Origin of the sequence: Paenibacillus durus ATCC 35681 (genome assembly GCF_000993825.1) — a bacterium.
Classification (GTDB): Bacteria; Bacillota; Bacilli; order Paenibacillales; family Paenibacillaceae; genus Paenibacillus_AQ; species Paenibacillus_AQ durus_B.
In genome coordinates, this window is sequence record NZ_CP011114.1 from 1824482 (window position 1) to 1848971 (window position 24490).

The 24490-nt window shown below is 52.4% G+C and carries 28 protein-coding genes and 1 pseudogene; 15 read left to right on the forward strand and 14 right to left on the reverse strand.

The annotated features are described in order from the left end of the window. The first annotated feature begins 221 nt into the window (after nt 1–221). Together helD and VK70_RS08220 are read left to right on the forward strand one after the other, a co-directional pair. Nucleotides 222–2570: an RNA polymerase recycling motor HelD gene (helD, locus tag VK70_RS08215; RefSeq protein ID WP_025694649.1), complete on the forward strand. Its 2349-nt coding sequence runs from the start codon at nt 222–224 to the stop codon at nt 2568–2570. A gap of 169 nt (nt 2571–2739) precedes the next feature. Then, nucleotides 2740–4029: a bacillibactin exporter BcbE gene (locus VK70_RS08220; protein WP_025694648.1), complete on the forward strand. Its 1290-nt coding sequence runs from the start codon at nt 2740–2742 to the stop codon at nt 4027–4029. A gap of 86 nt (nt 4030–4115) precedes the next feature. Here the strand turns inward: VK70_RS08220 and fsa are convergent, their stop codons facing one another. Beyond that, on the reverse strand, nt 4116–4775 hold the full coding sequence (gene fsa / locus VK70_RS08225; RefSeq protein WP_025694647.1) for a fructose-6-phosphate aldolase: 660 nt from the start codon (nt 4773–4775) through the stop codon (nt 4116–4118). Between the two features lie 228 nt (nt 4776–5003). Between fsa and VK70_RS08230 the strand changes: the two genes are divergently transcribed. After that, on the forward strand, nt 5004–5522 hold the full coding sequence (locus tag VK70_RS08230; RefSeq protein WP_233277788.1) for a GNAT family N-acetyltransferase: 519 nt from the start codon (nt 5004–5006) through the stop codon (nt 5520–5522). Between the two features lie 11 nt (nt 5523–5533). On the opposite strand, the gene VK70_RS08235 is transcribed toward VK70_RS08230, so the two are convergent. Next, the gene (locus tag VK70_RS08235) at nt 5534–5731 is read right to left on the reverse strand and encodes a hypothetical protein (RefSeq protein WP_025694645.1); all 198 of its coding nucleotides are present in this window, start codon (nt 5729–5731) and stop codon (nt 5534–5536) included. An 81-nt stretch (nt 5732–5812) separates the two neighbouring features. Here VK70_RS08235 and rpiA point away from each other — a divergent pair, with 81 nt between their 5' ends. The 3 genes from rpiA to VK70_RS08250 are packed head-to-tail and all read left to right on the forward strand — an operon-like array spanning nt 5813 to nt 7392. Next, nucleotides 5813–6490, forward strand: coding sequence for a ribose-5-phosphate isomerase RpiA (gene rpiA / locus VK70_RS08240; protein WP_025694644.1), 678 nt, complete (start codon nt 5813–5815; stop codon nt 6488–6490). 2 nt (nt 6491–6492) lie between these two features. Continuing rightward, nucleotides 6493–6948 (forward strand): VanZ family protein, encoded by a 456-nt coding sequence (locus tag VK70_RS08245; RefSeq protein ID WP_025694643.1) that lies wholly within the window; start codon nt 6493–6495, stop codon nt 6946–6948. A gap of 6 nt (nt 6949–6954) precedes the next feature. Then, complete coding sequence (locus tag VK70_RS08250; protein ID WP_046723116.1) at nt 6955–7392, forward strand: GNAT family N-acetyltransferase; 438 nt, start codon at nt 6955–6957, stop codon at nt 7390–7392. Between the two features lie 423 nt (nt 7393–7815). Here VK70_RS08250 and VK70_RS08255 read toward each other — a convergent pair whose 3' ends face one another. From VK70_RS08255 to VK70_RS08260, 3 genes are all read right to left on the reverse strand, one after another. Then, a complete protein-coding gene (locus VK70_RS08255; protein ID WP_046723118.1) occupies nt 7816–8712 on the reverse strand; it encodes an RCC1 domain-containing protein in 897 nt (298 codons plus the stop codon). Next, the gene (locus VK70_RS29475; protein WP_411431694.1) at nt 8660–8866 is read right to left on the reverse strand and encodes a putative immunity protein; all 207 of its coding nucleotides are present in this window, start codon (nt 8864–8866) and stop codon (nt 8660–8662) included. The genes VK70_RS08255 and VK70_RS29475 overlap by 53 nt, the downstream gene beginning before the upstream one ends. Nucleotides 8867–8971: 105 nt before the next feature. Further along, a complete protein-coding gene (locus VK70_RS08260; RefSeq protein ID WP_025695831.1) occupies nt 8972–9655 on the reverse strand; it encodes a DUF6273 domain-containing protein in 684 nt (227 codons plus the stop codon). Nucleotides 9656–9810: 155 nt separating this feature from the next. On the opposite strand from VK70_RS08260, the gene VK70_RS08265 reads away from it, so the two are divergent. The 3 genes from VK70_RS08265 (at nt 9811) to VK70_RS26390 (ending at nt 11902) form a co-directional block, all read left to right on the forward strand. Next, the gene (locus VK70_RS08265) at nt 9811–10515 is read left to right on the forward strand and encodes a MerR family DNA-binding transcriptional regulator (RefSeq protein WP_025695830.1); all 705 of its coding nucleotides are present in this window, start codon (nt 9811–9813) and stop codon (nt 10513–10515) included. A gap of 317 nt (nt 10516–10832) precedes the next feature. Next, on the forward strand, nt 10833–11177 hold the full coding sequence (locus VK70_RS08270; RefSeq protein WP_025695829.1) for a PadR family transcriptional regulator: 345 nt from the start codon (nt 10833–10835) through the stop codon (nt 11175–11177). Then, nucleotides 11174–11902 (forward strand): hypothetical protein, encoded by a 729-nt coding sequence (locus tag VK70_RS26390; protein WP_052755987.1) that lies wholly within the window; start codon nt 11174–11176, stop codon nt 11900–11902. The genes VK70_RS08270 and VK70_RS26390 overlap by 4 nt, the downstream gene beginning before the upstream one ends. An 89-nt stretch (nt 11903–11991) precedes the next feature. Here VK70_RS26390 and VK70_RS08280 read toward each other — a convergent pair whose 3' ends face one another. Further along, complete coding sequence (locus tag VK70_RS08280) at nt 11992–12663, reverse strand: tetratricopeptide repeat protein (RefSeq protein WP_036639350.1); 672 nt, start codon at nt 12661–12663, stop codon at nt 11992–11994. 361 nt (nt 12664–13024) lie between these two features. Here VK70_RS08280 and VK70_RS28875 point away from each other — a divergent pair. The 3 genes and pseudogenes from VK70_RS28875 to VK70_RS28515 all read left to right on the forward strand — a co-directional run. Beyond that, nucleotides 13025–13123: pseudogene (locus VK70_RS28875) on the forward strand (sugar ABC transporter permease); the annotation flags it as partial. Between the two features lie 279 nt (nt 13124–13402). After that, nucleotides 13403–14269, forward strand: coding sequence for an RCC1 domain-containing protein (locus tag VK70_RS08285; protein ID WP_025694767.1), 867 nt, complete (start codon nt 13403–13405; stop codon nt 14267–14269). A 105-nt stretch (nt 14270–14374) separates the two neighbouring features. After that, the gene (locus VK70_RS28515; protein WP_169774233.1) at nt 14375–14545 is read left to right on the forward strand and encodes a hypothetical protein; all 171 of its coding nucleotides are present in this window, start codon (nt 14375–14377) and stop codon (nt 14543–14545) included. A gap of 99 nt (nt 14546–14644) precedes the next feature. Here the strand turns inward: VK70_RS28515 and VK70_RS08295 are convergent, their stop codons facing one another. After that, on the reverse strand, nt 14645–14854 hold the full coding sequence (locus tag VK70_RS08295) for a hypothetical protein (RefSeq protein ID WP_025694765.1): 210 nt from the start codon (nt 14852–14854) through the stop codon (nt 14645–14647). 233 nt (nt 14855–15087) lie between these two features. Here VK70_RS08295 and psiE point away from each other — a divergent pair, with 233 nt between their 5' ends. Next, nucleotides 15088–15495, forward strand: a complete 408-nt coding sequence (gene psiE / locus VK70_RS08300; RefSeq protein WP_025694764.1) for a phosphate-starvation-inducible protein PsiE — start codon at nt 15088–15090, stop codon at nt 15493–15495. Between the two features lie 92 nt (nt 15496–15587). Here psiE and VK70_RS08305 read toward each other — a convergent pair whose 3' ends face one another. Next, entirely contained in the window at nt 15588–16919 is a 1332-nt protein-coding gene (locus VK70_RS08305; RefSeq protein ID WP_025694763.1) for a DUF2252 domain-containing protein, read from the reverse strand. Nucleotides 16920–17166: 247 nt separating this feature from the next. On the opposite strand from VK70_RS08305, the gene VK70_RS08310 reads away from it, so the two are divergent. Both VK70_RS08310 and VK70_RS08315 read left to right on the forward strand, forming a co-directional pair. Then, nucleotides 17167–18111, forward strand: a complete 945-nt coding sequence (locus VK70_RS08310; RefSeq protein WP_025694762.1) for a nucleoside hydrolase — start codon at nt 17167–17169, stop codon at nt 18109–18111. A 265-nt stretch (nt 18112–18376) separates the two neighbouring features. Further along, nucleotides 18377–19327 carry a methylenetetrahydrofolate reductase gene (locus VK70_RS08315; protein ID WP_036639346.1) on the forward strand — a complete coding sequence of 317 codons (951 nt, stop codon included), beginning with the start codon at nt 18377–18379 and terminating at the stop codon, nt 19325–19327. A gap of 141 nt (nt 19328–19468) precedes the next feature. Here VK70_RS08315 and thiE read toward each other — a convergent pair whose 3' ends face one another. From thiE to VK70_RS08345, 6 genes are read right to left on the reverse strand one after another with little or no spacing between them, the layout of a single operon-like run. Further along, nucleotides 19469–20152, reverse strand: coding sequence for a thiamine phosphate synthase (thiE, locus tag VK70_RS08320; protein WP_046723121.1), 684 nt, complete (start codon nt 20150–20152; stop codon nt 19469–19471). Continuing rightward, nucleotides 20149–20973 (reverse strand): bifunctional hydroxymethylpyrimidine kinase/phosphomethylpyrimidine kinase, encoded by an 825-nt coding sequence (thiD, locus tag VK70_RS08325; protein WP_046723123.1) that lies wholly within the window; start codon nt 20971–20973, stop codon nt 20149–20151. Before thiD ends, thiE begins: the two co-directional genes overlap by 4 nt. A gap of 32 nt (nt 20974–21005) precedes the next feature. Then, nucleotides 21006–21797 (reverse strand): hydroxyethylthiazole kinase, encoded by a 792-nt coding sequence (gene thiM / locus VK70_RS08330; protein WP_046723126.1) that lies wholly within the window; start codon nt 21795–21797, stop codon nt 21006–21008. 17 nt (nt 21798–21814) lie between these two features. Next, nucleotides 21815–22870 (reverse strand): ABC transporter substrate-binding protein, encoded by a 1056-nt coding sequence (locus VK70_RS08335; RefSeq protein ID WP_046723128.1) that lies wholly within the window; start codon nt 22868–22870, stop codon nt 21815–21817. Further along, a complete protein-coding gene (locus VK70_RS08340; RefSeq protein ID WP_046723129.1) occupies nt 22870–23643 on the reverse strand; it encodes an ABC transporter permease in 774 nt (257 codons plus the stop codon). Before VK70_RS08340 ends, VK70_RS08335 begins: the two co-directional genes overlap by 1 nt. Beyond that, nucleotides 23624–24385 (reverse strand): ABC transporter ATP-binding protein, encoded by a 762-nt coding sequence (locus tag VK70_RS08345; protein ID WP_025700558.1) that lies wholly within the window; start codon nt 24383–24385, stop codon nt 23624–23626. Before VK70_RS08345 ends, VK70_RS08340 begins: the two co-directional genes overlap by 20 nt. Nucleotides 24386–24490: the final 105 nt, after the last annotated feature.

The window sequence follows — 24490 nt, forward strand, 5'->3', positions numbered from 1 at the left end:
GCAGCTTATACTATGCTAAATAAAAATCCGGTTCCCCTCGGGAACCGGATCACTTGGCTTATATAGGAGAATATGCTGTAGTACAATAACTTGATTAGGACAGTAAAAATTGTTAAAATGAAAAAATGCCATATAAAGCAAGAGTTATTTTACATAAATACTCCTAAAGATTATAACATGCTTTATATGTGGTGTCAACCTATAAAAGGGGATGAGTTGCAGTGTCCATTAACGAAACCGAATGGAAGGAAGAGCAGAATCGGGTAGACCGCGTTACCGGCCTTCTGAAGCGTCATATCCGGGCCCTCTCCGAGGAGCTGGGACTGCACCGCAGCGATGTGGTTGAGCTTCGCAAAGATTTCTGGGAAGAGGTAACCGTCAACTTCAGCAGCCCCGACGATCTTGGAGAGACCTCCACAAGTCTGCGGCAGCAGGCTCAAGTCCTGTCGGAACGCGAACGCCATCATTTGCAATCCAGCAAAGCGCTGAAAAAATATAAAAAGCTTGTCCTGTCTCCTTACTTCGGACGGATCGATTTCGCCGACGCGCCGGAAGGGGAGACGGAACGGATTTATCTGGGCATTGGCTCCCTTATGGAAGACGACGGCACTTTTCTGATTTATGACTGGCGGGCGCCGATTTCAAGTCTGTATTATGACGGCGCGCCGGGAGCGGCATCGTTCGAGACCCCGTCAGGGACTGTAAGCGGAGAAATGAGTCTGAAGCGCCAGTTCGTCATCCAGGACGGAGAGATTGAGGTAATGTTCGATACCGGCATGACGATCGGAGACGAACTGCTTCAGCAGGTGCTGAGCCACAGCGCAGACGACCGGATGAAGAATATTGTGGCCACCATTCAGAAAGAACAGAACGCCATTATCCGCAACGACCGCAGCCGAATGCTTGTGGTCCAGGGGGCTGCCGGGAGCGGCAAGACATCGGCGGCGCTTCAGCGGGTCGCCTATCTGCTGTACAAATACCGCGATACCCTTCAGGCGGATCAAGTGCTGCTGTTCTCGCCCAATCCGCTGTTCAACAGCTATGTGTCCACCGTTCTTCCCGAGCTGGGCGAGGACAATATGCAGCAGACGACGTTCCAGGTGTATCTGGAGCACCGCCTGGGCCAAGAATTTCAGCTGGAGGATGTATTCACCCAGACGGAAACGCTGCTGAACAGCGCGGAAGGCCCCGAGACGGACGCCCGGAGGGACGGAATCGCCTATAAATCCTCGGTTGCGTTTCTTGATGCCATCCGCAGCTATGCGTTCAGGCTGGAGCGCGAAGGGATGCTCTTCAAGCCGCTCATGTTCCAGGGCCGGGCTATCGTAGGCAAAGATGAGATGGAAAGGAAGTTCTACAGCTACGACCCTTCCATCAGGCTGGCGAACCGGATCGACCTTATGACCGGCTGGCTGCTGAAGAAGATCGCCCTGTTCAGCACCGAAGAGCGGCGTGCGGCCTGGGTGGAGGAACAGATCGAGCTGCTGGACTCCGCTGAGTACCACCGTGCGTATCAGATGATGAGGCGCAAGCAGCGGGGCAAGGCGGAGACGTTCGACGATTTTGACTTGGAAAAAGAAATGCTCGCCCGCTACGTGGTCAGCCAGCGTCTCAAGCCGCTGCGGGGTTGGGTTAAGCGCGGCCGTTTTGCCGACGCCAAAGGGCTTTATTCCCGGCTGTTTCAGGACAGGGAACTGCTCGAAAGCCTGAACGGCGGCACTCCGCTTCCGGATACCTGGAATACTGTAAGCAGGCAGACGATGAATACGCTGGCGGATGGCAATCTTTCGTACGAGGATGCCACCCCTTTCCTTTATCTAAAGGAGCTCACCCAGGGCTTCCATACCAATACATTCATACGCTATGTGTTCGTGGATGAGGTACAGGATTACTCGCCGTTCCAGCTCGAATTTATGCGGCGCATGTTCCCAAGAGCCAAAATGACTGTGCTTGGTGATCTCAATCAGGCGATTTATGCCCAGGGAGAGGCGCTCGGCGAGCTGGCGGGACTGGTAAGCATTTACGGGGAGGAAAATACGGAAGTTGTGTCCCTGACGCAAAGCTACCGTTCCACCTATGAAATTGTGGAGTTTACCCGTTCGATGATTCCCGGCGGGGACCGGATTATTCCATTTAACCGCAGAGGGGAAGAGCCTCTGTTAAGGGAAGTATCAGGCCGCGAAGAGCTGATCTCCCGGGTGGAAGAGGATATTCGGGATCTGCACTCCAAAGGCTATCATTACGTTGCAGTGATCTGCAAGACGGCTGAGGAAAGCTCCCGGATATATGACGTCCTTAAAGATAAGCTGCCGATACAGCTCGTGACAAAGGATACGCCGAATTTTCAAAAAGGAACGCTGGTTCTGCCTGCTTATTTGGCAAAAGGCGTTGAGTTCGACGCGGTAATCATCTGCGACGGCTCCGAGGAAAGCTATGGCAGAGAGAGCGAGCGGAAGCTGTTCTACACGGCCTGTACGCGGGCGATGCATATCCTGCATATTTTTCACCTCGGGAAACCGAGCCGGTTCATACCCGTCAAAGCGCTGAAGACCGGTATTCATGCTCAATAGACCGGGGCTTCCTGGCAAGCTGTACAAGAAGGCTGTTCCTGATTAATCGGGGACGGCCTTCTTGCTGCTGCAGGGTCCTGCTATATGCTCTCTTTTGCAATATGAATAATCGGGGCGGAACGAACCACAATAAAGAATATTATGAACCAAGAGCAAAGGTGGTCCGTAGATGAAAGATAAAAAATGGGATCTGCTGGCGCTGGCGTCTATCCCTCTGATCATGACGCTTGGAAATTCGATGCTGTTGCCCGTACTTCCTCAAATATCCCGAAAGCTGGCGATCAGTTCTTTTCAGGTCAGCATGATCATAACGGTATACGGCGTCGTCGCGATTATTATGATCCCCGTTGCCGGCTATCTTTCCGACCGGTTCGGACGCAAAGCCGTTATTCTTCCCAGCCTAATCATCGCCGCTCTCGGCGGAGGCGTGTCTGCGGTCGCCGCATGGTTAATGGAAGGGATCTCCGCGTACTGGGTGATTCTGGGAGGGCGTTTATTGCAGGGAATTGGAGCGGCGGGGGCATTTCCGATCGTGCTGCCTTTTGTCGGAGATATGTTCAAGGATGAAGAGGAGGTAAGCAAAGGGCTCGGACTGATCGAAACCTCCAACACCTTCGGCAAAGTGCTCAGTCCGATTCTCGGCGCTTTCCTGGGAACGCTGTTGTGGTTCCTGCCGTTTATCGCCATTCCTGCGCTCTGTCTGATTTCTTTTTTCCTGGTCCTGTTCTTGGTCAAAAGTCCCAAGCTAAAAGAAAGCGAAATCTCCACTGTTCCGCAGTTTCTCGCGGGCATCCGAACCGTGCTGCATGAAAAAGGCCGCTGGATGTACGCCATATTTGCCGTTGGCTGCATCTGCATGTTCGTCACATTTGGCGTCCTATTCTACCTGTCGGAAACGCTTGAATCGGTGTACCGCCTGCGCGGCGTGTTGAAAGGCCTTGTGCTGGCTATTCCGCTCGCGCTGTTATGTCTGTCCTCCTATGGAGCCGGAAAAATAATCGGCAAAAACAAAAACTTGATGAAATGGATCGGATTTGGAGGTATGGTGCTGGTCACGGCCTCTATGGTAATCACGGGCTTTTATAAGGGGATTTACTACATGGTGGGATTTCTTGGACTAGCCGGAATCGGCATCGGCGCCGCACTTCCCAGCCTGGATGCGCTGATTACCGAAAGCATTGAAAAAGAGAACCGCGGCACCATAACTTCCCTGTACAGCAGCATGCGGTTTATCGGGGTGTCTTTAGGCCCACCGGCAGTATCCCTGTTGATGAATGCCGGTCACTGGACGCTGTTCGGCACGATGGCGGCAGTCGGAGCTGCAGGAGGACTGTTAACCTTATTCGCGATCAAGCCGAGTAAAGGGGAAGGGGAAAAGGGAGAGAAGCTCTCCCGTTACAAGGCCGGTCCTGCCGTTCCGAAGGCCGCCTTCGGGCATAAGGACCGGTCCCCGGTCTAACCTTCAGGAAAGGTACATTGCGAATCCGACGAAAAAAGCTCTTGCCCGGCGGTTCGGGCAAGAGCTTTTTGGAGTGCGGTCAGAAATTATTGCGGCTTGGCAACCTGGGGAACCTTTTCCCAGTCTTTCAGGAAACGCTCGATGCCATTGTCGGTCAGCGGATGCTTCCACAGAGAAGGCAGCAGCGAACCCGGAATCGTGGCGATGTGCGCTCCGGCGAGAGCTGCCTGCTCAACGTGAGCGATATTTCTGATGCTGGCGGCAATGATTTCAGAGGAAAGACCATAATTGGAAAGGATGGTCTTCAGGTCTTTAATCAGCTTCATGCCATCCACGCCGATGTCGTCCAGACGGCCGACGAACGGGCTGATAAAGGTAGCGCCCGCCTTGGCGGCCATAAGACCCTGGGCGGCGGAGAAGATCAGAGTCACGTTCGTTTTGATGCCCTTCTTCGTGAGCTCATAGCAGGCTTCCAGACCATCTTCCGTCATCGGCAGCTTGATCACGACATTGGAGCCCCATTCGGCGATTTCGTAAGCTTCTTCAAGCATTTCCGCCGCTTTCAGACCGATAACCTCGGCGCTGACAGGTCCGGGAACGATTTCAACAATTTCTTTGATAACGTCTTTAAACAGTCTGCCTTCCTTGGCGATGAGCGATGGATTTGTCGTAACGCCGTCCACCAAGCCAAGGCGTGTAATCCGCTTTATTTCATCAATATTTCCGGTGTCCAAGAAAAATTTCATTTTCTGTATCCTCCTCTGAGTTCCAGATAAATTGTAAAGCAGTTTGGATAACTACATTATGAGACATGGCAGTGAAAGATTCAACTGTTAATTTGATTATCTCAAACTAACTTTTATAGTATAGGGATCATACGGATGTTCAAAAAAGCACTTTTTTTGCAGAAAAAAATCGCTGTTTGACATAAGAGGCATTTTCCCCCCGGGCTTGACGTGTTAAGATTAATCGGCATGACTAATTCCGTTAAAGAGACGGCGGAAAGGAAGATGGAAGTGATTAACACCGAAGTGGAATATGTAATTGTGGACTCCGGTAATCCCGACCTGCGGCGTTTGGTCGCCAGGCTTGACGAGGAGCTTATGGAAAGATATCCGAAGGAGCGGATTTACGGGGTCGATTTCGATCATCCCGATGTCCGCAGAATAACCTTTGTTATCGCGTGCCGCCAGGGTGAAGCGATTGGCTGCGGAGGAATCCGGCCGCTGGAAGGCGCGGAACCGTCAGCGGCCGAGCTGAAGCGGTTCTTCGTGGACCGAAGCTGCCGCAAGCTGGGAATTGCCGCCGGCATGCTGAAATACCTGGAAGACCGGGCGCGTGAGGCTGGCTTCCGCGAAATGCGGCTGGAGACAGGCAGCGAGCAGCCGGAAGCGATAGCGCTATACATGAAGCACGGCTACCGGCCGATTAACCGGTTCGGCATATATGCGGATGATCCGGCTAGTCTCTGCTACGGCAAGAGCCTGGCTTGATTCTTAGACCGTCAGGCGTGATATTTGCCGACCGGCTCGTTCAGAACCCATTCCAGCATCATGATCATATCGTCCAGCCGGGCAAGCTGTGAGGTTAGACCCGCACGCCCCGGATCATCTTCCTTCAAGGGAGCGATTCGCGATTCCAAGGATCTGCGCTGGAGTGTCATCTCGTTAATTTTGGATTTAATCTGATTTTCGGTTCTCATCCGGAAATCCTCCTGAAAGTAATGAAATTAGGAAATACTCAGATACTAAACTATTATAACGGCAAATAGGGGTGTAACCAAATGAACGCGAAGCAGTTGGCGGCGGAAGCGGCGGTTGATTATATACAGGACGGTATGAAGGTCGGACTCGGCACTGGGTCTACGGCCTATTGGGCTATCCGCAAGCTGGGTGAACGCGTCGCCGAAGGATTGAAAATAACTGCGGTCGCAACTTCACGCGCTTCGGAGCAGCAGGCAAGGGAGCTTGGCATCCCGCTCGTGTCTTTTGGCGAGATCTACCGCCTGGACGTGACGATCGACGGTGCGGACGAACTGGACGGAGAGCTTCAGCTCATCAAAGGCGGAGGCGGAGCGCTCCTGCGGGAGAAGATTGTGGCAAAAGGCAGCGACCGGATGATTGTAATCGCCGATGAAAGCAAGGTGGTCCAGACGCTCGGCAAATTTCCGCTGCCGGTGGAAATCGTGCCGTTTGCCTGGGAATGGACCGTGGCGGATTTGGCAAAGCTCGGCTGCGTTCCGGAGCTTCGGCAGGGCGGTGCAGACTTGTATAAGAGTGATAATGGAAATTACATAGCGGACTGCCGGTTTGAAATCATTAAATCAGCTCCCGAGCTGGCTCTGGCTCTTCAGTCTATTCCCGGTGTGGTCGAGCATGGCCTGTTCATCGGGATCGCGGATATGGCGATAGTCGGAAAAAGCGACGGAAGTCTGCAAATCATCCATAGCGGAACAGCATAAGCATGTCCATCCCCCGTAAAGTCTGGATAAGGAGGATTGCGGCGGCATGTCTTATCGTGTATTCCGCCTGCCTGCTTTACTGGATGTTCCTCGGCTTTGGCCGGACTGAACGCCATAGCCAGCCAATGCAGTACAATCTTGTCCCGCTGAGAACGATATGGTATTATCTTTCGGCCGGCGGTGAAATCCCTTTAATCGTCCGGCTGGTCAATTTGCTGGGCAACGTCGCCGTCTTCGTTCCTTTTGGCATACTGATACCTGCGGTCACTAGCAGGCTGCGGTCGGCCGCCGGTCTGGCCGTCCTGTGTATCCCGTGCATTACGGCGCTCGAGATTCTGCAAATGCTGCTGCGCGCCGGGAGCTTTGACGTCGATGACATCCTGCTTAATCTGCTGGGAGTGTGGGCCGGCTTCGGACTGCTTCGGCTGTCTTACATAATGAGAAAAAGGAGATTATGAATAGAGATGCTTATCGATATTAAATCCAAGCTGGATTCTTCTGAGGTGGAGGAGTTATTGTCTTACGCCGTCATATCCGATTCCGGCGAAGCCGAATCAGCCCGAGCCGAATACAGGGCGGAAGCCGCCCTTCAGCTGTACGGCTGGGAGGATGAGGAACTGCTGGTCGGTCTGATCGGCTTTGAAGAGACCGAGGACGGTTCGATCGATATCCGGCACATTGCCGTACTTCCGGAGAACCGCGGAAAAGGCTATGCGCGCGGGATGATTTTGGAGCTGCTGACAGACCGCAATCCCCGGTATGTGATCGCTGAAACCGAGGACGAGACGGCGGCTGATTTTTACCGCAGTCTGGGCTTTATGGTTTATTCTTTGGGAGAGAACGGTTCCGGTATCGAGCTGCTTCGCTGCGTGTACGAGGTGGAGGATTCGGAGGACGAATAATAAGGTTTAGGGGACTTCCCGCATGTCATTGGGCGTCAATCCGCCCCCCGACGGTACACGCTCCAACAACTCTATCGACGGGTCGTGCGCCCCGAGATGACCCGGGGGGCCGTCCTCGAATCCTATTGCGTCCCCCGGGTCTACGGCAAGCGCTGGGCCATTGAGACCATTTTTCAAGATGGCGAAAAGTCTCCTGGGTGTACCGCGCGAATACCAAGGCCGGGCTTATAAAGGCGTGGTGGCCCACCTGACTATCGTCTGTCTCCGATATCAGTGACTCGCGCTGGAGGCACGGACGGCAGAAGATGTTCGGACCCTGGGCGAGCGGTTCTATGTCCAATGCCACGAACTCCAAGATATGGAGTTTGCCTGGGTCGTCGATCAGATTTTGGCCGCGTTCGCGGCCACACTTAATATTGAAAACTAATTGCCGGGCAGTTGGATGCCGCGCCAGCCGCTTACATCGCATTGGCCATAATCATTATCACCCACAGCAACCACCGTGCCGTCCGATTTAAGCCCGATGGTATGAGCGCAACCCGCCGCAACCGCCACAATATCGCGCCAGCCACTTACATTGCATTGGCCATGCTCATTCCAACCCACAGCCGCCACAGTACCGTCCGATTTAAGGCCGATGGTATGATTACTACCCGCCGCTATCGCCACAATACCGCGCCAGCCGCTTACATCGCATTGGCCATGCTTATTCCAACCCACAGCCGCCACCGTGCCGTCCGATTTAAGCCCGACGGTATGAAGGTAACCCGCCGCTGCCGCCATTATGTCGCGCCAGCCGCTTACATTGCATTGGCCATACCGATTATTACCCACAGCCGTCACCGTTCCGTCCGATTTAAGCCCGACAGTATGCCAGTCACCCGCCGCTACCGCCACCATATCACGCCAGCCGCTTACATTGATTTCACCTTCATTGTTTCGGCCCACAGCAACCACCGTGCCATCCGATTTAAGCCCAATGGTACGACGCCAACCTGCCGCAACCGCTACAATATCGCGCCAGTCGTTTACATTGCATTGGTCATGCTTATTCCAACCCACAGCCGCCACCGTGCCGTCCGATTTAAGACCGATTGTATGAGCATTACCCGTGTTCGTCGCCATATGAACATTACCCGCCGCAACCGCCACAATATCGCGCCAGCCGCTTACATCACATTGGCCATATTTATTATCACCCACAGCCGTCACCGTTCCGTCACATTTAAGACCAATGGTATGGCGACGACCCGCCGCTATGGTATCTTTAGGCCACCGTTTCACCTTTAACGCCGCTTCTTTCGGTGAAATGTAATCCATGTCTTACCTCCTTGAAAACAAGACCTATTTTATTATATAAATTCATGCACCATATACTTCTGTATTCAACCGAAAGAGATTGGCGCGGACGGTCGTCATTTGGTTGTGCTTGCTCGAAATAATGTAGCACATGTTGTGCGCAATCGGCCGCCATATTGCAAGATGATGATGATCCGTATCTTGCAAGGTACCGCCGCGACGCATAGTGACAAACCTAGGGTCTCGGATCTCGCTGAAAATCATTCGTTTTCCATCTTTATCATGAAAGATTCATGTTTAAAGCAGGAAGCACACCATAACCGTCTATACTGTTATTCCCATAGCTGCGAATACTGCAACCTGGACCTACAAAAAACGCACGTGAAGGCTTGTTTCCTTGTGTTCGCAGCCACCACCAGGAACAGCCAACTTCTTCGCCGTCTCTGATGACATAGTTATCTTTGTTCGTTTTATCATATACATATAAGCTGCATCCATCGGGCTTTTTCGTCTTGGCAAAATCGGTTCCAACAGCGCGCCTCAAATCCTTGCCGTGGATCTCAGATAAATCTTTTATCTCGGCAACGCTAAGCAGAAAGACCTTGTCCTCCGTATCCGGGCAGCCCTCTCCGTTGTCCGTGCAATGAGTCGTCTTTATGAATTGCTTTTCGGCGGCACTGAATGCGGTGTTATAGAATTCTTCATTCAGCCACTCGCGCAAATCGCAGTCAGGCCACTTAATTTCCATGCAATCACGCCACTTCAGATCCGCGCTCTTACCGTGATACCTCTTGCAATCCAAAATATACTCACTCAAAACAAACAGCTCGCTTCCTGAATTTTGAAGAACACGCCATTTAATCGCCAGTTCTTTACCGTCTACAGACTGCGGATACGTGCCGAACGTAATGAATTCGCCGGGCTTTAGGTTCCGGTACGTTAAAGCAAAATGCCCCTTTTCCATTAAATTTTCCTCCTCGATTTTTTATTCCAACTTCGATCATATAACATTCATGCAAGATTTCATTTGATATACCAAGAATCCTTGTGTGGACGGCCTTTGTCTCTTATAATGTTGTTGCTGTACTTTAGAGTTTGACTTTAAGGAAGGTGTCGCAGGTGGACAAAACCTATACGCCGAAACAGATGGCCAAGAGACTTCATGTCAGCACCACAACCTTGCGAAGATATGAAAGTCTCGATTTGGTGCCTGACGTACCTCGGACAGCCAGTAATAGAAGATATTATACTCCGTTGCATGTCCAAGCTTTCCTTGCTTTACGGTCCTTGATCAAAGGATTCGATCTGCCTATCGCCTACGCTGTCATGAACTTATTAAAAAAAGGTCACATTGAACAAGCACTTTGGATGATCAATTTACAACAGTACAACATTCAGGTAGAGAAGCAACGAGTCGAGGAGGTCATGAGCCTCATTCATCAAACTGATTTCTCCATGTATAGGAATATTCAGGTTACGGATGAAATGAAAATCGGGGAGGTCGCCGTTATCGCTGGTGTAAACCCATCCGCTATTCGACATTGGGAAATGGAGGGGCTTATTCGCGCTAAGCGGAATCCGGAAAATGGATATAGAGTCTTTACATCGCGGGAATTAAAAAAGATTATTGTGCTAAGCAGTTTAAGGAAAACCGTCTTTTTCATTGAAAGCATGAAACAGTTGCTTGAAGCTTTAGAGACACATGATCTAACTACGATTGAAAGCTCCTTCAAAGTGGCTCTTCAGAAGCTGAATGAGCAATTGGAAAAGCAAATGAATGGCATATCAGAAATGATGAGATATATACAATTTTGCAAAATATAACCGCAAAGTCCGATATAACAACACAATGCCTGTCATGGTCAAAATATTCGGTCGAGCCAATTGGTGGCCGTTCGGAGTGAAGGAGCCGGAGGGAGCGCAAGACCGTAATATCATGATGTAAGTTCGGCTTTAGCCAAAGTTTCATTTGCGCCGTCGCTAAAGCGGTGGATTCAGCCAGCCTTCGGGCTGGCTTTTTTCGTTGCTACCTGTGTGTTTGATGTGAATCCGCTACCCGGAAATCGCATATTGACATTGGAATAAATTGCGTGCAGACTATACTTAGTAATACTAAATAATAAGGTTAGCAAGGTGATGTAATGAGCGATCCGGCAAGCCAACTTAAGAAGGGGGTTCTGGAGATCCTGGTATTGCATTTGCTAAGCCGCAGAAATTTGTACGGATACCAGTTGATCAGCGAATTGGATGAAAGAAGCGACGGATATTTCAAGCTTAAAGAAGGGACTCTGTACCCCGTGCTGTACCGTCTGGAAGACTCCGGACTCGTGGAGAGCTACTGGGAGCAGGACACCGGCAAGCGCGGAGTTCGCCGCAAATATTACCGGGTCACCGCAGCGGGTCAAGCTTGGCTGCGGGAAATGACCGGAGAGCTTGCGCTGTTTTATCATTCCATTTACAAGATTATGGGAGATGAGAGGTTATGAGCCAACGTTTGAAGCTCTACGTTAGCGAAGTAATGGCGGGGATTGATGCGGACCCTATTACGAAAGGAAGAATTGCGGAAGATTTGCTCACTTCATTAACGGAAAGGGCGGAGCGCAGCAGCGTTGAACGAGTGCTGGCCGAGTCGGGAGCGCCCTGGGAGATGGCTAAGGATTATATGAACGGACTGTACGGAGCTGAAGCTGGTCCGGGATATGCCGATAATGAGGCGCCTTATTATGGTTACGATCCGGTTTCCGGCGATTATTACGAATATAAATCGCCGTTGACCGTGTTTGATCTGCCTTTAGTGCATATTAAATTCCGCAGACGGGGCTGGTTCTTTGGAGGTGCGCCTGCGGTCGCCAAAGGAATTATTGCTATCGGCGATGTGGCGCTCGGAGTTTTTGCCGTTGGGGGAGTCGCGGCAGGCGGAATCAGCATCGGAGGCTTGTCTGCCGGGCTACTCGCGATGGGGGGAGCGGCTGCCGGAGCCATTGCGGCGGGCGGAATCGCGGCGGGCGTCCTAGCATTCGGAGGAATGGCGGTTGGGGCGGTGGCGCTGGGAGGTCTAGCTATTGGCAAGATCGCCATCGGCGGCAGCGCCATAGGAAGCTATACGTTCAGCGCCGCCGATTCCGGCGCCTTTAACATAGAGCAGTTCCGAAGAATGCTGGAGGAAGCCTTCCCGCGTGCGGCTGACTGGCTGCGCAGCTTTATATCCTAGCCGCTCTGGCCGATGACGAACAAGAACCTACGCTGATGCCTTGAGAGAGAGGCAGCGGAGGTTCTTGTATGCTGTACCGGATTTTCGGGCTAGCTTATTCTTCCGAAGAAGCTGCGCACCGCCCAGCCGCGCTCTTGACGCTTCTTGTATCTCGGCAGCGAACGGTAGACTTCGATGGACTCGGTAAAAGCCTGCTTAGCTTCGGCACTCTGGCCGAGTGCCTTGTACATCGAGCCGAGTAAATAATACGCTTCGCTCGAGGAAGACTGAATCTCCTTGAACTCGTGCAAATAATGCAGCGATTTATCGCGGTCACTCTGCCGGAAGCCTTCCGCAAGCCGGAGATAAGGCTGACCGTACTGCACTCTCTGGTTGATCTCCAGTCCGCGCAGCATCTGGCTTTCCCCTTCCTCCAGCTGTCCAAGCTTTATATTCGCATATCCCAGATCGACCCAATATTCGGCGGACTGCTCGTAGCGGTCCCCTATTTGCAGCAGAAGCTCTTGCGCTTCCCGGAATTTCTTACGTTCGGCCAATAGACGGGCCAGCTCGAACTTGGAAGAAACATCATTAGGGTTAAGCGAGATTTGCGTGCGTAGTCTGGAGCTTTGTTTTGCTCTGCGAAAAGGCCGGACGATACTCGGGAAGATCCCCACGTAACGGCGGTCGATAAAATACAGCACCGCAAGCAGGATAATCAGCGCGAGAAACGGATTCCCCACCAAATTCCACAGAAGCATAAAACCGATAAATTTAACCATGATTCCCCTCCAAAAAATAGTGATGCCCGTATGCCTGCAATAGGCAATAATTCACATTATTATATCATTCTTTTCAGCGGCAGAAAATGGTAAGCGTAATTGCGGTCAAAGCCTCGATTCGAACCGCAGCGGGGAACGATGGGCAGGATACTGCAGAAAAGACCTGCAACGGTGCATCTTTTTTATCGTCTTCAACCCCCGTCCGGATCATATGCCTGAAAAAGTGCAGTTTTTTACACAATCACCTTCAATTTCAGTTACAACAGCCTCAAATGCCTGCACGATAGCAGGAATCCTCTGATCACTAACGATTTCGATGAAAAAACCTGCACTATAGCTGGTTTGTATGACACTGCGCTTGCTCGTGCTGCGGACGCCGGAGACGAAGACGCTGGCCGTTGGGCTATTCGATATGATCAATTCACGGCAGGCTACGGACTTTACCGGCTTTGCGGCCGGATATAATCGCGATAACTTCACATCGCCCCCTTTACGCCAAAGTTCCGTTATTTCGGGTTAGGACCTCTACTCATACAAATGTACCATTTTAGCCTGTGATAACTTACCCTCACAAAAATCCGCATCCCATGACTCTGACTATTGATCGTAGTTCATTTGTCAGCTCGTGATAAGCCGAAAGAACGGTTTTGGGCCGACCCGGGAAACTTTGTTCCGCTTCGCCACGTCTATAGACTAAAGCAATTCAGGCTGTAGGGGCATAAGGAAGGAGGGGGCGCAAATGTTTATAAAGAGACAAATGAAGCATCTGTCGGGTCTGCTGCTTGCCTCTGCCGTAATATTTGCTGCATTGCCGACTTCTGCAAAGGCGACTCAGTCTCCGGCGTACTCCCTAGCAAAGCTGCCAGGGATCAAGGAAATTGCAGCGAAGCCCGGCTTCTGGGGCGGCAGCGCCTTTGCTCTTGGTAAAGACGGCACAGTCTGGTCATGGGGAAGCAATTATTCCGGTCAATTTGCGAATGGAACCGCAGGGCCGGTGAATTGGAGCAATGCGCCGCATAGGGTCGCCGGACTTGAAGGGACAAAGAAGCTTGCTCTTGGCGGAAATTACTATATGGCGCTCAGTTTGGACGGCAACGTGAAGGTATGGGGCGCTTTTCTGCGGACCGGCGGATGGAGCGCGGCGGCAGCGGACGGCAATCAATGGGCGATTCCGCTGCCGGAAACGATCGATGGTTTAACCGGCATTACGGATATTGCCGCGGGAGAGAATTCAGCGCTGGCCCTGCGTAAGGACGGCAATGTGATAGCGTGGCTGGCTCCAACAGCCTCGTCGACTGGCGGTATTTCATCGGACGACGCTGCAAGTTCCCAGGAAGCATCGCATGATGAGGCGGCCATGCTCCCGGCTGCCTCAATGGTGCCCGGGCTAACGGGAGTAAAGGCTGTTTACGGCGACGGTGGAAATCTTTTCTCAACGGTCAAGAAGGACGGGCGGGAAAGCTGGCGCAAAGCTTGGGTTCTTCGCTTAAATGGGACAGCAGAAGCTATGAAATTTCCTTTACTAATCCCAGCGCACAGTAACATCACACCGCTCAGGACAGAGGGTCTAGGACTCGCGGGACAGGCTGCAATGCGGTGTCTGTGACTATACAGCTATTTTTCCGGAAACCCACAAAAAATGTTTAAGAATGGAAAGGATCGGGTAATAAGAACGCAAGCAAAGAGCGAATAACAAAGGAGGCCGAGGGCAATGATCTTATCGGTACATAACATTATGACATTCAATGAGCAGTACTTCAGACCACATCCATCTGTCACCCAAAAGCGGGAAATCGATAATGAAAAAAGCCGGAGCTTTCAGGACATCCTCAATGAGAAGATGAGCTCCGGCGGTGCGAATTTGAATAAAAATAATCGGTAAACTCAAAAAATAGGCCGGTGACCCGTCGTGATGGCGGACCGCCGGCTTTTTGCTGTCCAGCACATTATTCGCAGACCGCCGGACCCTTTCATGCATAAACTATCTTACCTCGAAGAACTCGCAGTCTTTTCGCGAGTAGTAGGTCAGGTCGCTTACTCTTGACTGGATGATAACGTCCGTATCGGTGAAACGGATCACCGTCGCGCCTGAATTGATCAAGTGATCATTCTGGAACACGCGGACGGGCAACTGCCGTTCCATCGCCTCCTGAAAATCGCGGTCGGTGATCAAAGGTCGATTAATCGGCATAAATAAAGTTCCCCTTTTGGCGTAATAATGGGCAATTGAAAGGTATAACCAGTATACCCGCGAACGGTCCGCAATGCCAGTATACCCGCAAGCAGCGCCGCAAACCCGCCGTAACCGCATGAGAAAAATTCATATCTAGAGCCCTCTCATAATTTCCGCCTGTGAACATAGACTTGCTTTGAAAACGAAATCTCCAGTATACTTGTGGAAACTTTCAGGCGGGAGGTGATCTTGTGAAGACAAAAAATAATATCGCGTACATTCCGATTATTCTGCAATGGGCACTTAATGCGGCGCTGGTCGTATTAGCACTCATCCTTGTCATCCTGCTTGGTAAGGAGACGATTTATATTTTCGGCTTTATCAATGATGGCGAGCATCTGACCAAAATAGACTTGCTGGAGGCTCTGCTGATTTATTTTTTGTATTTCGAGTTCATTGCCCTGATTATCAAGTACTTTGAAGCTCATTATCATTTCCCGCTCCGTTACTTCGTCTATATCGGCATTACGGCGATGATCCGGCTCATTATTATTGATCATGAAAGCCCGTCGGACACTTTGATTTATTCGGGGGCCATTCTGCTGCTGGTGATCACGCTGTATATCGCCAACAGCAATCTGCTTAAGAGGGAAAGCTGACGAGACATTATGATCACCACTTAATTTGGAACAGAACGCTTACCGGATAGGTAAAACGTTCTGTTCTTTTTTATACCGAGTCATTCCCTGATTCAATAGCCGCCCGTTTCCGCCCATTCCTTGAACAGCTTATAATCGATCTCTACCTGGTCGGCATAGGCGGCGGCCCAGTGCGATATATGGCGGGCGAGAGGATTGGGGTCCGGGCCCATTGCTCTGGCGATTTCTTTCTCGCTGTGATAGGGGAGAAGACCTTTGTTCACGTCGGCGTCCGCCCTGGCGTGCAGCTTGGCTGTAAGCCGGGCCATGATTGTAAGTGTGCGCTCCATGTCCTCGAACGAATCGATTTCCTCAAGCTTAATTCTTTTTTTGTATGGCGAACGCTCTCTGACATAGAAATGCCGGTCATCCATTGTGAAGAAGCCGAGGTAGGGGTCCGCTTTATGATGCATGGCCTGCTGGGTTGCTGTGACACGCTTGCCCTGATGCCCGAAATAATGCCAGAAGGATTCTGAATACGGCATGAAATAAGCCGGAATCGGGACGCGCACCTCTTTGGCCTCTAGAACCGCGTCCTCCGCGCCCTTTTGCCCTTCACCCTCGATCAATATGTAGTAGCGGTCCAATCCGATTGACGCCGTCCCTGAACCGTGCTTCACCGCGATATCCTTGATTTTGTAATGTTCGGGAGCTTTTTTACGGGAATTCAGCGTATCCTGATAGAACGGCCAAGCATGCTCCAGCATCTCCTGTTCGGCCGCGCCGGGCACTTTCAGCTCCTCTGTTTCAAGGAATATCCGGTCATCCTGTATGAGCGAGGTCACTTTGTCTAGAAAATGAGCGCTTTTTCGTTTCTCCAGCTTCTTCAGCAGCTTCTTCACCGGTCCTTTGGCCGAATCCTCATCAATGATAAATTTGCCCGGATCATCCTTTTCATCGCAAAAATTCTGAATCTGCTTGTAATAGTCCTTTACATACGTTTCGATGCAGTTCCACTGTTCTTCAAGGCTGTAGCCGAGCTCCCGGCAGACTAGCGAAATGCTGACGGACATCCGCAGGAGGTCGTAGAGGTAGGAGCCCACATAGCCTTCATCAAAATCATTGACGTCATAGACGAGATTCCCGTCCTCGTTTCGAAAAGCGCCGAAGTTCTCGAAATGCAAATCTCCTTGAATCCAGGTCGGACGCTCGGGAGAGGAGTGGTAGGGGAAATACTGGCGTGTGGCGTCAAAATAGAACAAATAGGCGCTTCCGCGATAAAAGGAGAACGGACTCAGCAGCATTTTAGTGTATTTTTCCCCTCTATTGCCGTTGCCAAGCTTCATAACCTTGCCGTCAAACTCATTAAAAACTGAGATCAGCGCTTGCTGCCGCAGCTTTGTGCGTGTGCGAATGACTCCCTCGGTGATGTTTTTGTCGATCATACGGGACCTCCTGACAGTTATTTGAATCTATCGTCTATCGTAACCTGTTTGTTTTCATTTCGCAAAAAGATAGAGGATGCTATATAATCTCACATCTATTTAATTTTTAAGCAAAAAAGTTTATAAACTATTCGTTCCTTGCTATAATAGGCTTCAATTGAGCAGAAATTCATAGAATTATCCGTAGTAAATGTCACATTTTATTACAGGAGAGCTGCTGAAATTAGACAGACGGAGTGATGATCTTATGGAAAAACGTAAAATACTGATGATAGACACCGATACGGCAGGCGATGATTGCACCGCTCTGCTGCTGGCGCTTCGCTGGCCGGGAGTGGAGGTCAAGGCCATTACAACGGTTGCGGGCAACATCCCGCTGCACCTGTGTACGCGCAATGCGCTGACCACACTGGAGACGGCGGAGCGTCCCGATGTGCCGGTGTATCCCGGCGCGGTCAAGCCGCTGATGCGGGGGCTGTTCACCGCCGAGCATGTTCATGGCCCGGACGGGATGGGCGGCTCGAACTTTCCCGAGCCTTCCCTTAAGCCTCAGGAGGAGCATGCGGCCACCGCGATTGTCCGCCTGATCAACGAGCATCCGGGAGAGATCGAGATGATCGCGCAGGCGCCGCTGACCAATCTGGCGCTCGCCTATTCGCTTGATCCGTCCATTGCCGGAAAGCTGAAGCATCTGTGGGTGATGGGCGGAGCGAATAATTATATAGGCAATGACAGCCCGGCGGCGGAATTCAATTTCCTCGTCGATCCGGAAGCGGCGCATATCGTCGTTCATGCCGGTTTCAATCTGACGATGGTCGGCTGGGATGTGTGCTATCGGCAGCCGGTCATGGCGGAGGAACATCTCCACTTGATCGAAGCGCTGGATACCGAATTCGCCCGCTTTTACATGAAGGTGCTGCGGACCAATATGGAACGGGGGCTTAAGCAGCACGGATATCGCCGGCTGTCCCACCCGGATACGCTTACAGTAGCCATGGCTATCGACAACCGGGTCATGGCCCGGTCGAATCGCTTCTACATCGATGTGGAGCATAAGAGCGAGCTGACCAAAGGCTACAGTCTTGTCGACCAGAATAATATTCTAAAAAAAGAGCCGAATGCCGAGGTGTGCCTTGAGGCCGACCTTGAGCTGTTCCGGGAGATGGTATTTTCGCTGCTGAAGCAGCGGTGAAATATAAAAGGATTTAAGATAATGACATCAGGGTAAGGAGTAACGAAGGGGAAGTTTGGAACTGTAGGAGCGATAGCGACCGCCCGAAAGCTTTCCGGAGGAAAGCTCGCTTCGAAAGCATAGGCTGTCTCCGGATTTCATCCGCGAAGAGCGGTTAAAATCAAGAAATCTGGAGACAACAGCGGCCGGAAGTCCAAACATTCCTCGTAGTTACGACTGACATCTGATGAGAAATATATAATCAAGAGATTGGCAGGTTAAAGATATGGAGAATAGGCTGAAAGACAAAATAAGGAATAAAGCGACCGGCATTTTAACATATGGAATGACACCGCCGAAGGCAACCCACCCCCCGGAAAAAATTGCGGAAATTTCACAAAAGCAATGTGAAAGAATTAGGGATCTGGACATAGACGCCTTAATTCTTTACGATGTTCAGGAAGAAGCGGATCGAATGGAACAGGAAAGACCGTTTCCCTATTTACAGACCATTGATCCGACCACGTATAGTAATGTGTATCTAAGTCAATTGTCTGTTCCAAAAATTATTTATCGCTGCGTAGGCAAGTATTCGGAAGCACAGCTGGCGGATTGGATTAAATCCGATACGGATCAGGACAGGTTCTCTGTGTTTGTGGGGAGTTCTTCCAGTCAGCAAAAGGTGAAATTAGATTTGACAGAAGCCTATCGTTTAAGCAACCAGCATAATCGGAATTTAACCTTTGGGGGAGTTGTCATCCCCGAGAGACATATGAAAAAGAATGACGAGCATATGCGGGTAGTCAATAAAGTACAAAGCGGATGCAGCTTTTTCGTATCGCAGGCAACTTATGATGTAGAGGCGTCGAAAAATTTCTTGTCCGATTATTTTTACTACTGCACAAATAACGGGCTGGAAATGGTACCTATTTTATTTAATATCGCGCCTTGCGGTTCTCCAAAAACGCTGGAATTTATGAAATGGCTCGGCATAAGTATTCCGAAATGGCTGGAGAACGACTTGAAATACTCCAGTGATGTATTGGACAAGTCGTTAGGGTTGACTCAAAAAATCTTTGCGGAGCTATTGGAATTTGGATTGGAGAAGGGAATACCTGTCGGATGCAGTGTAGAGAGTGTCTCGACAAGGAAAGTAGAAATAGAAGCATCAGTCCAACTGGTTAAAGATATCAAATCGATTTTGGATAAAAAGCTGAGCCAGGCCGCTGTAATCTAGGCTGGACAAGCCGCGACAAAACGCAAAAATGACATTCAAACCGTTGTTGGTTGGAATGTCATTTTTTGTCTAGTTATAGTTCTTAGCTAGAGCGAAGCAAATGGAAGACGAATGATCCGCTGCGAGTCTGCCGGGCGCGGCTTACCGGGCGGCAAGCCGGGCAAACGCCGCCGCTGCTTCCTGCGGATGATCGGCCCCGGCAATGGCCGAAATGACCGAGACGCCGTCCGCGCCCGCCGCAAAGACGGGGGAGGCATTCTCCGCTGTGATCCCGCCAATGCCGACTAGAGGAATGGTAATTCCTTCTTTGCGCAGGTTCTGGATCAGAATCGTGCCCTGTACCGGTCTGGCGTCGTCCTTAGAGGAAGTAGGATAGACCGGGCCGATTCCGAGATAGTCGGCCCCGTCATCAATGGCCTGCCGGACTTCCTCGGGCGTATGCGCGGACACGCCGATGATTTTACGGCTGCCCAGCTTCTCGCGAAGAACCCGTGCCGGCTCGTCGTCCTGGCCGACATGCACGCCGTCCGCGTCAAGCCGGGTAGCCAGATCAATATCGTCATTGACGATAAAAGGCACGCCGTGGGCGCGGCATATCCCTTGAAGCTCCCGTGCAAGATTAACCTTGGCTTCGCCGGTGAGCGCGCCGGGACCTTTTTCGCGGAATTGAAAGATTGTAACCCCTCCGGCAATCGCCTCCGTAAGCACTTCGGCTGCCGGTCTCCGGCTGTTAACGCTGCCCATGATGAAGTATACCCGAAGATGTTCCCGCACCGCTTCACTGTCCAGCCTGCCGTCATTTGAGATGGCGTCCCGTTCGCTCATCGCTTCTCAGTCCCTTCCGCGCGCAGTCTGCGGCCGTACGCAAAATGATTGGTCGGCCCGTGTCCCGCCCCGATGCCAAGGCCGTCCTCGATCGCCGCCCGGATAAACGCCTTGGCAGTTCGGGCGGCTTCCTCCGCCGAATGGCCCTTCGCCAGCTCCGCCGTCAGCGCGGCTGAATAGGTGCAGCCCGTTCCGTGCGTATGCCGGGTATCGATGCGGGGACTTTCCAAGTAAATAAAATTCTTGCCGTCATACAACACATCCGTGACGATGCCGTCCCCGCTGCCGTGGCCTCCTTTAACGACAACATAACGCGAACCCATCTGCGCGATTCTTCTTGCCGCTTCCTCGCAGTCTGCCAGGCTGGCGATTGTCATATCGGCAATGATTTCCGCTTCCGGAATATTCGGCGTCGTTACAAGCGCGAGTGGAAGTAGATGCCGGATCAGAGACTGCACCGCTTCCTGTTGAAGAAGAGAGGAACCTCCTTTGGCTACCATCACCGGATCTACCACCAGATTGCCCCATTCGTATTGGCGGATTTTCTCGGCGGCGGTCCGAATAATTTCCCCGCTGAACAGCATGCCGGTCTTAACGGCATCCGGGGTCAGATCCTCGCCAATGGAATCGAGCTGCCGGGCCACGGCTTCCGGATCGAGCGGATACACGCCCTGAACCCCGAGCGTATTCTGTGCCGTCACCGCGGTCAGCGCCGACATACCGTAAACGCCCAGCTCCTGAAACGTCTTAAGGTCGGCCTGAATGCCCGCGCCTCCGCCGCTGTCCGAGCCGGCGATTGTTAGCGCCTTGTGTACGTTCATATTTTTCATCTCCCTTGCTGGAAAATTCCTGTTTAAACTTCCCGGATTCTCGACAACTTTCCGTATTCCTCCGGCGTCAGAAGCGCCAGCTGATTCAGGAGTTCGATCTGGAAGCTGCCTGGACCCTGCTCAGTCGTCTTGGCTGCGGCGATTTCGGCGGCAACTCCGTAGAAGGAGAGGGCTTCGGCCGCCGCTTCCAGCGGGGAATCCCCGGCAACCGCCAGAAAAGCGGCTACGACAGAGCTGAGCAGGCAGCCGGTTCCGGTTACTTTGGTCAGAATGGGGTGACCGTTCGCTGCGATATACGTTTTATTACCGTCGGTGATAATATCCTCTTTACCGGTAACAATGGCGATGCATCCGAGCTTTTTTGCCGCTTTTTGGGCCACAGCAACATGGTCGCCGTCGCCTGCGCCCGCGTCAACGCCTTTAATGGACCATTTCTCCCCGATGACATTGGCAACCTCGGCCACATTGCCCCGCAGCGCCGTAATCTTCATTTCGGAAACAAGCCGATGCGTCACTTCCGTCCGGTAAGCGGTAGCGCCCGCTCCCACCGGATCGAGCACGACCGGGACTCCATGCTTGTTGGCCGACTGGCCTGCCAGCAGCATGGCCTTGATGGCGTGTTCGTTTAGCGTGCCGATGTTGATCAGGACCGCGCCGGACATTGCGGCGACATCCGCCACTTCTTCATGCGCATCCGCCATAAACGGCGAAGCTCCCAGCGCCAGCAGGCCGTTGGCGGTAAAGTTGGTGACAACAATATTTGTGATGTTGTGGATGAGCGGGTTATTTTCCCGAAGCTTGGTTATGAAAGACATTTGGAATTCCTCCTGAATTATAAATTTATAAAAGCGTCCCCAGCCTTAATATCCGCAGGCAGCAGTCCGTTCTCCGACAGCCATTGACGTACTTTATCCCAGCTTTCCGCATCCTGAACTCCGAAATCCTTGTCACCCGCGTCCATCAGCGGCAGCAGAACCTTCAGGCTCTGCTTCTCAATCACCTGGTCGAGCGGAGCAGTTCCGTCCTCATGCGCCAGCAGGATGGACAGCGCCTCATCGGGATGCTCTTTTACATAGGCTTGGCCTTCCCGCATCGCCGCCAGAAACTTGATGAAATCGTCTTTATGCTGGCCAATTCCCTCGTCGCTGGCAACAAGCACAAGCTCGGAATAATCGGGCACGCCATATTTCGCCGGGTCGATGGAGTTGACGGGATGGCCTTCTTTTTGCAAAATAAGCTGCTCATGGTTGATGAAACCGCCCATTATGGCATCGGTCTGTCCGGTCGATATGGCCGGAATCAAGTCATAACCCACATCCACGAAATTAACTTTCTCCGGATCTCCGCCGTCGGCCTTGACCATTGTCTTAACCATCGCCTCATACAGCGGAATGGAGGAATAGCCCACCGATTTACCGGCCAAATCCTTGGGGGTATGTACGGAACTGTCCGCAGGCACCATCAGGTGAGTCAGCGGATGACGGACAATGGAGGCCAGCGATTTCACGGGGATTTTTTCCCCCCGGGCCATCAGCACCTGCGGCTGGTAGCTCAAAGCTAAGTTGACTTTTCCTGCCGCGACGAGCTTCAGCGCGTCATTTGTGTCTGCCGGCATCTGGATTTCCACATCGAGTCCCTGCTTGGCGAAAAAGCCCTTTTCCTGAGCGGTATACAAAAAAGAATGCACGGCGTTCGGGTACCAGTCGAGCATGAGCGTCAGCTTGTGCGCAGGCTCCGCCGGACTTGCGGTTTGCGAGGCAGCGGGCGAAGGAGAGGCGGGAGCCGTGGAATCGCCGGATGACGCGGAGCCGCCGCAAGCGGCCGTTAACAGAAGAAGCGAGATGGAAGGGAGAAGCAATAAAGTTTTAATACGGGTGAAAAATTTCATTAATAAGTACCTCTTTTCTTAAGAATCTGATGCTCCAGCAGCCGGACGGTCAGGAATAGCGCGATACCGAGCGCCGAGAGCAGTGCAATCGCGGCGAACATCTCTGCGCTGTGCAGGTTTCCTGCCATCCGGCGGCTGTAATAACCAAGTCCGCGTGTTCCCCCAAGCCATTCTCCGATAGTTGCGCCGATGACGCAGTACACCACCGACAGCTTGAGTCCCGAGAAAAAGGAGGGGAGCGCTAGCGGAATGCCGATCTTGACCAGCAGCTGCCTGCGGCTTGCGCCCATGGTCAGCAGCAGCTCCTTATACGCGCCGCCGCTTTTGGCGAGTCCGTCGTACACGCCGACGACGACCGGAAAGAACGCGGTCAGAAAGACGACGGCGACCTTGCTCCACAAGGAATAACCGAACCACATAATAAAAATGGGGGAGAGCGCAATCAGCGGAATCGTCTGGCTGATGATAATAAAGGGATAGAGCGCCTTCTCCAGTGCCTTGGACAGATGCATTCCGATCCCGAGCAGGATGCCGCCAGCCAGCGACATCAGGCAGCCTACCGCTACTTCTTCGAGGGTGGCGGGTAGATGCGTACCCAGCAGCAGTCCGGCGTTCTCTACCAGTGCGGTCCAGATTGAAGAGGGCGCTGGGAGGATAAAGGACGGAACATATCCTAAACGGACGGCGGCTTCCCACACGGCGAGAATGAGCAGCAGCAGAAGGAGGAAGGCCCCGTAGCGGCGCGATCCTTCCTTAAACAATGCGCGTTTCATACAACCTCCGCTCCAGCTCGGCCCGCAGAGAGACAAAGCCGGGCTCGTAATTCATTTGCAGCCGCCGGGGTCTCGGCAATCCCACGTTCAGCTCCTGAAGGGGCCCGACGCTGCAAGGCGGCATCAGAAAGATGCGGTCACTGAGCAGAATGGCCTCCTCCAGATCATGCGTGATGAACATAACGGTTCGCCCCAGCTCTCCCCACAACTCCAGCAGCCAGCGGTGCATCTCCCGCTTCGTCATGGCGTCAAGCGCGCCGAACGGCTCATCGAGCAGCATGAGCTGTCCACCGGTCATCAGTGTCCGGAGAAAGGCGGCCCGCTGCCGCATCCCGCCAGACAGCTCATGCGGATAGGCAAACTCATACCCGGCGAGTCCGAAGCGCTCCAGCATGTCTAGGGCCGAAGCCGCTTTGTCCTTGCCGGCCCGGCCCTTGATCTCCAGCGGCAGCAGACAATTGTCCAGCACCGTCCGCCAGGGCAGCAGCAGGTCCTGCTGAGGCATGTAGGCGATTTGGCCAAGCCGGTTTTTACCCGGGGCGCAGCCTTGCAGCGAGATTTCCCCCTGAATCGGCGCAAGCAGTCCGGCTATCGCTTTGAACAGCGTGCTTTTGCCGCAGCCGCTGGCGCCGATAACGCTGACGAATTCACCCTTGTGGACCGTAAGTGATAGATCTGCAAATACAGGCTTTTGCCGCGGAAATGAGAAAGTAAGTCGGCGGAGAGATAAAAGCTCTTCGATAGTCGGTCAACCCTCCTTAACATGAATAAAAGACCCGTCCATTTCCGTCAGAGAAATGAACGGGCCTCCAAGATATCCGCCGTACAAGCGCTGGCCTTGCGCGGC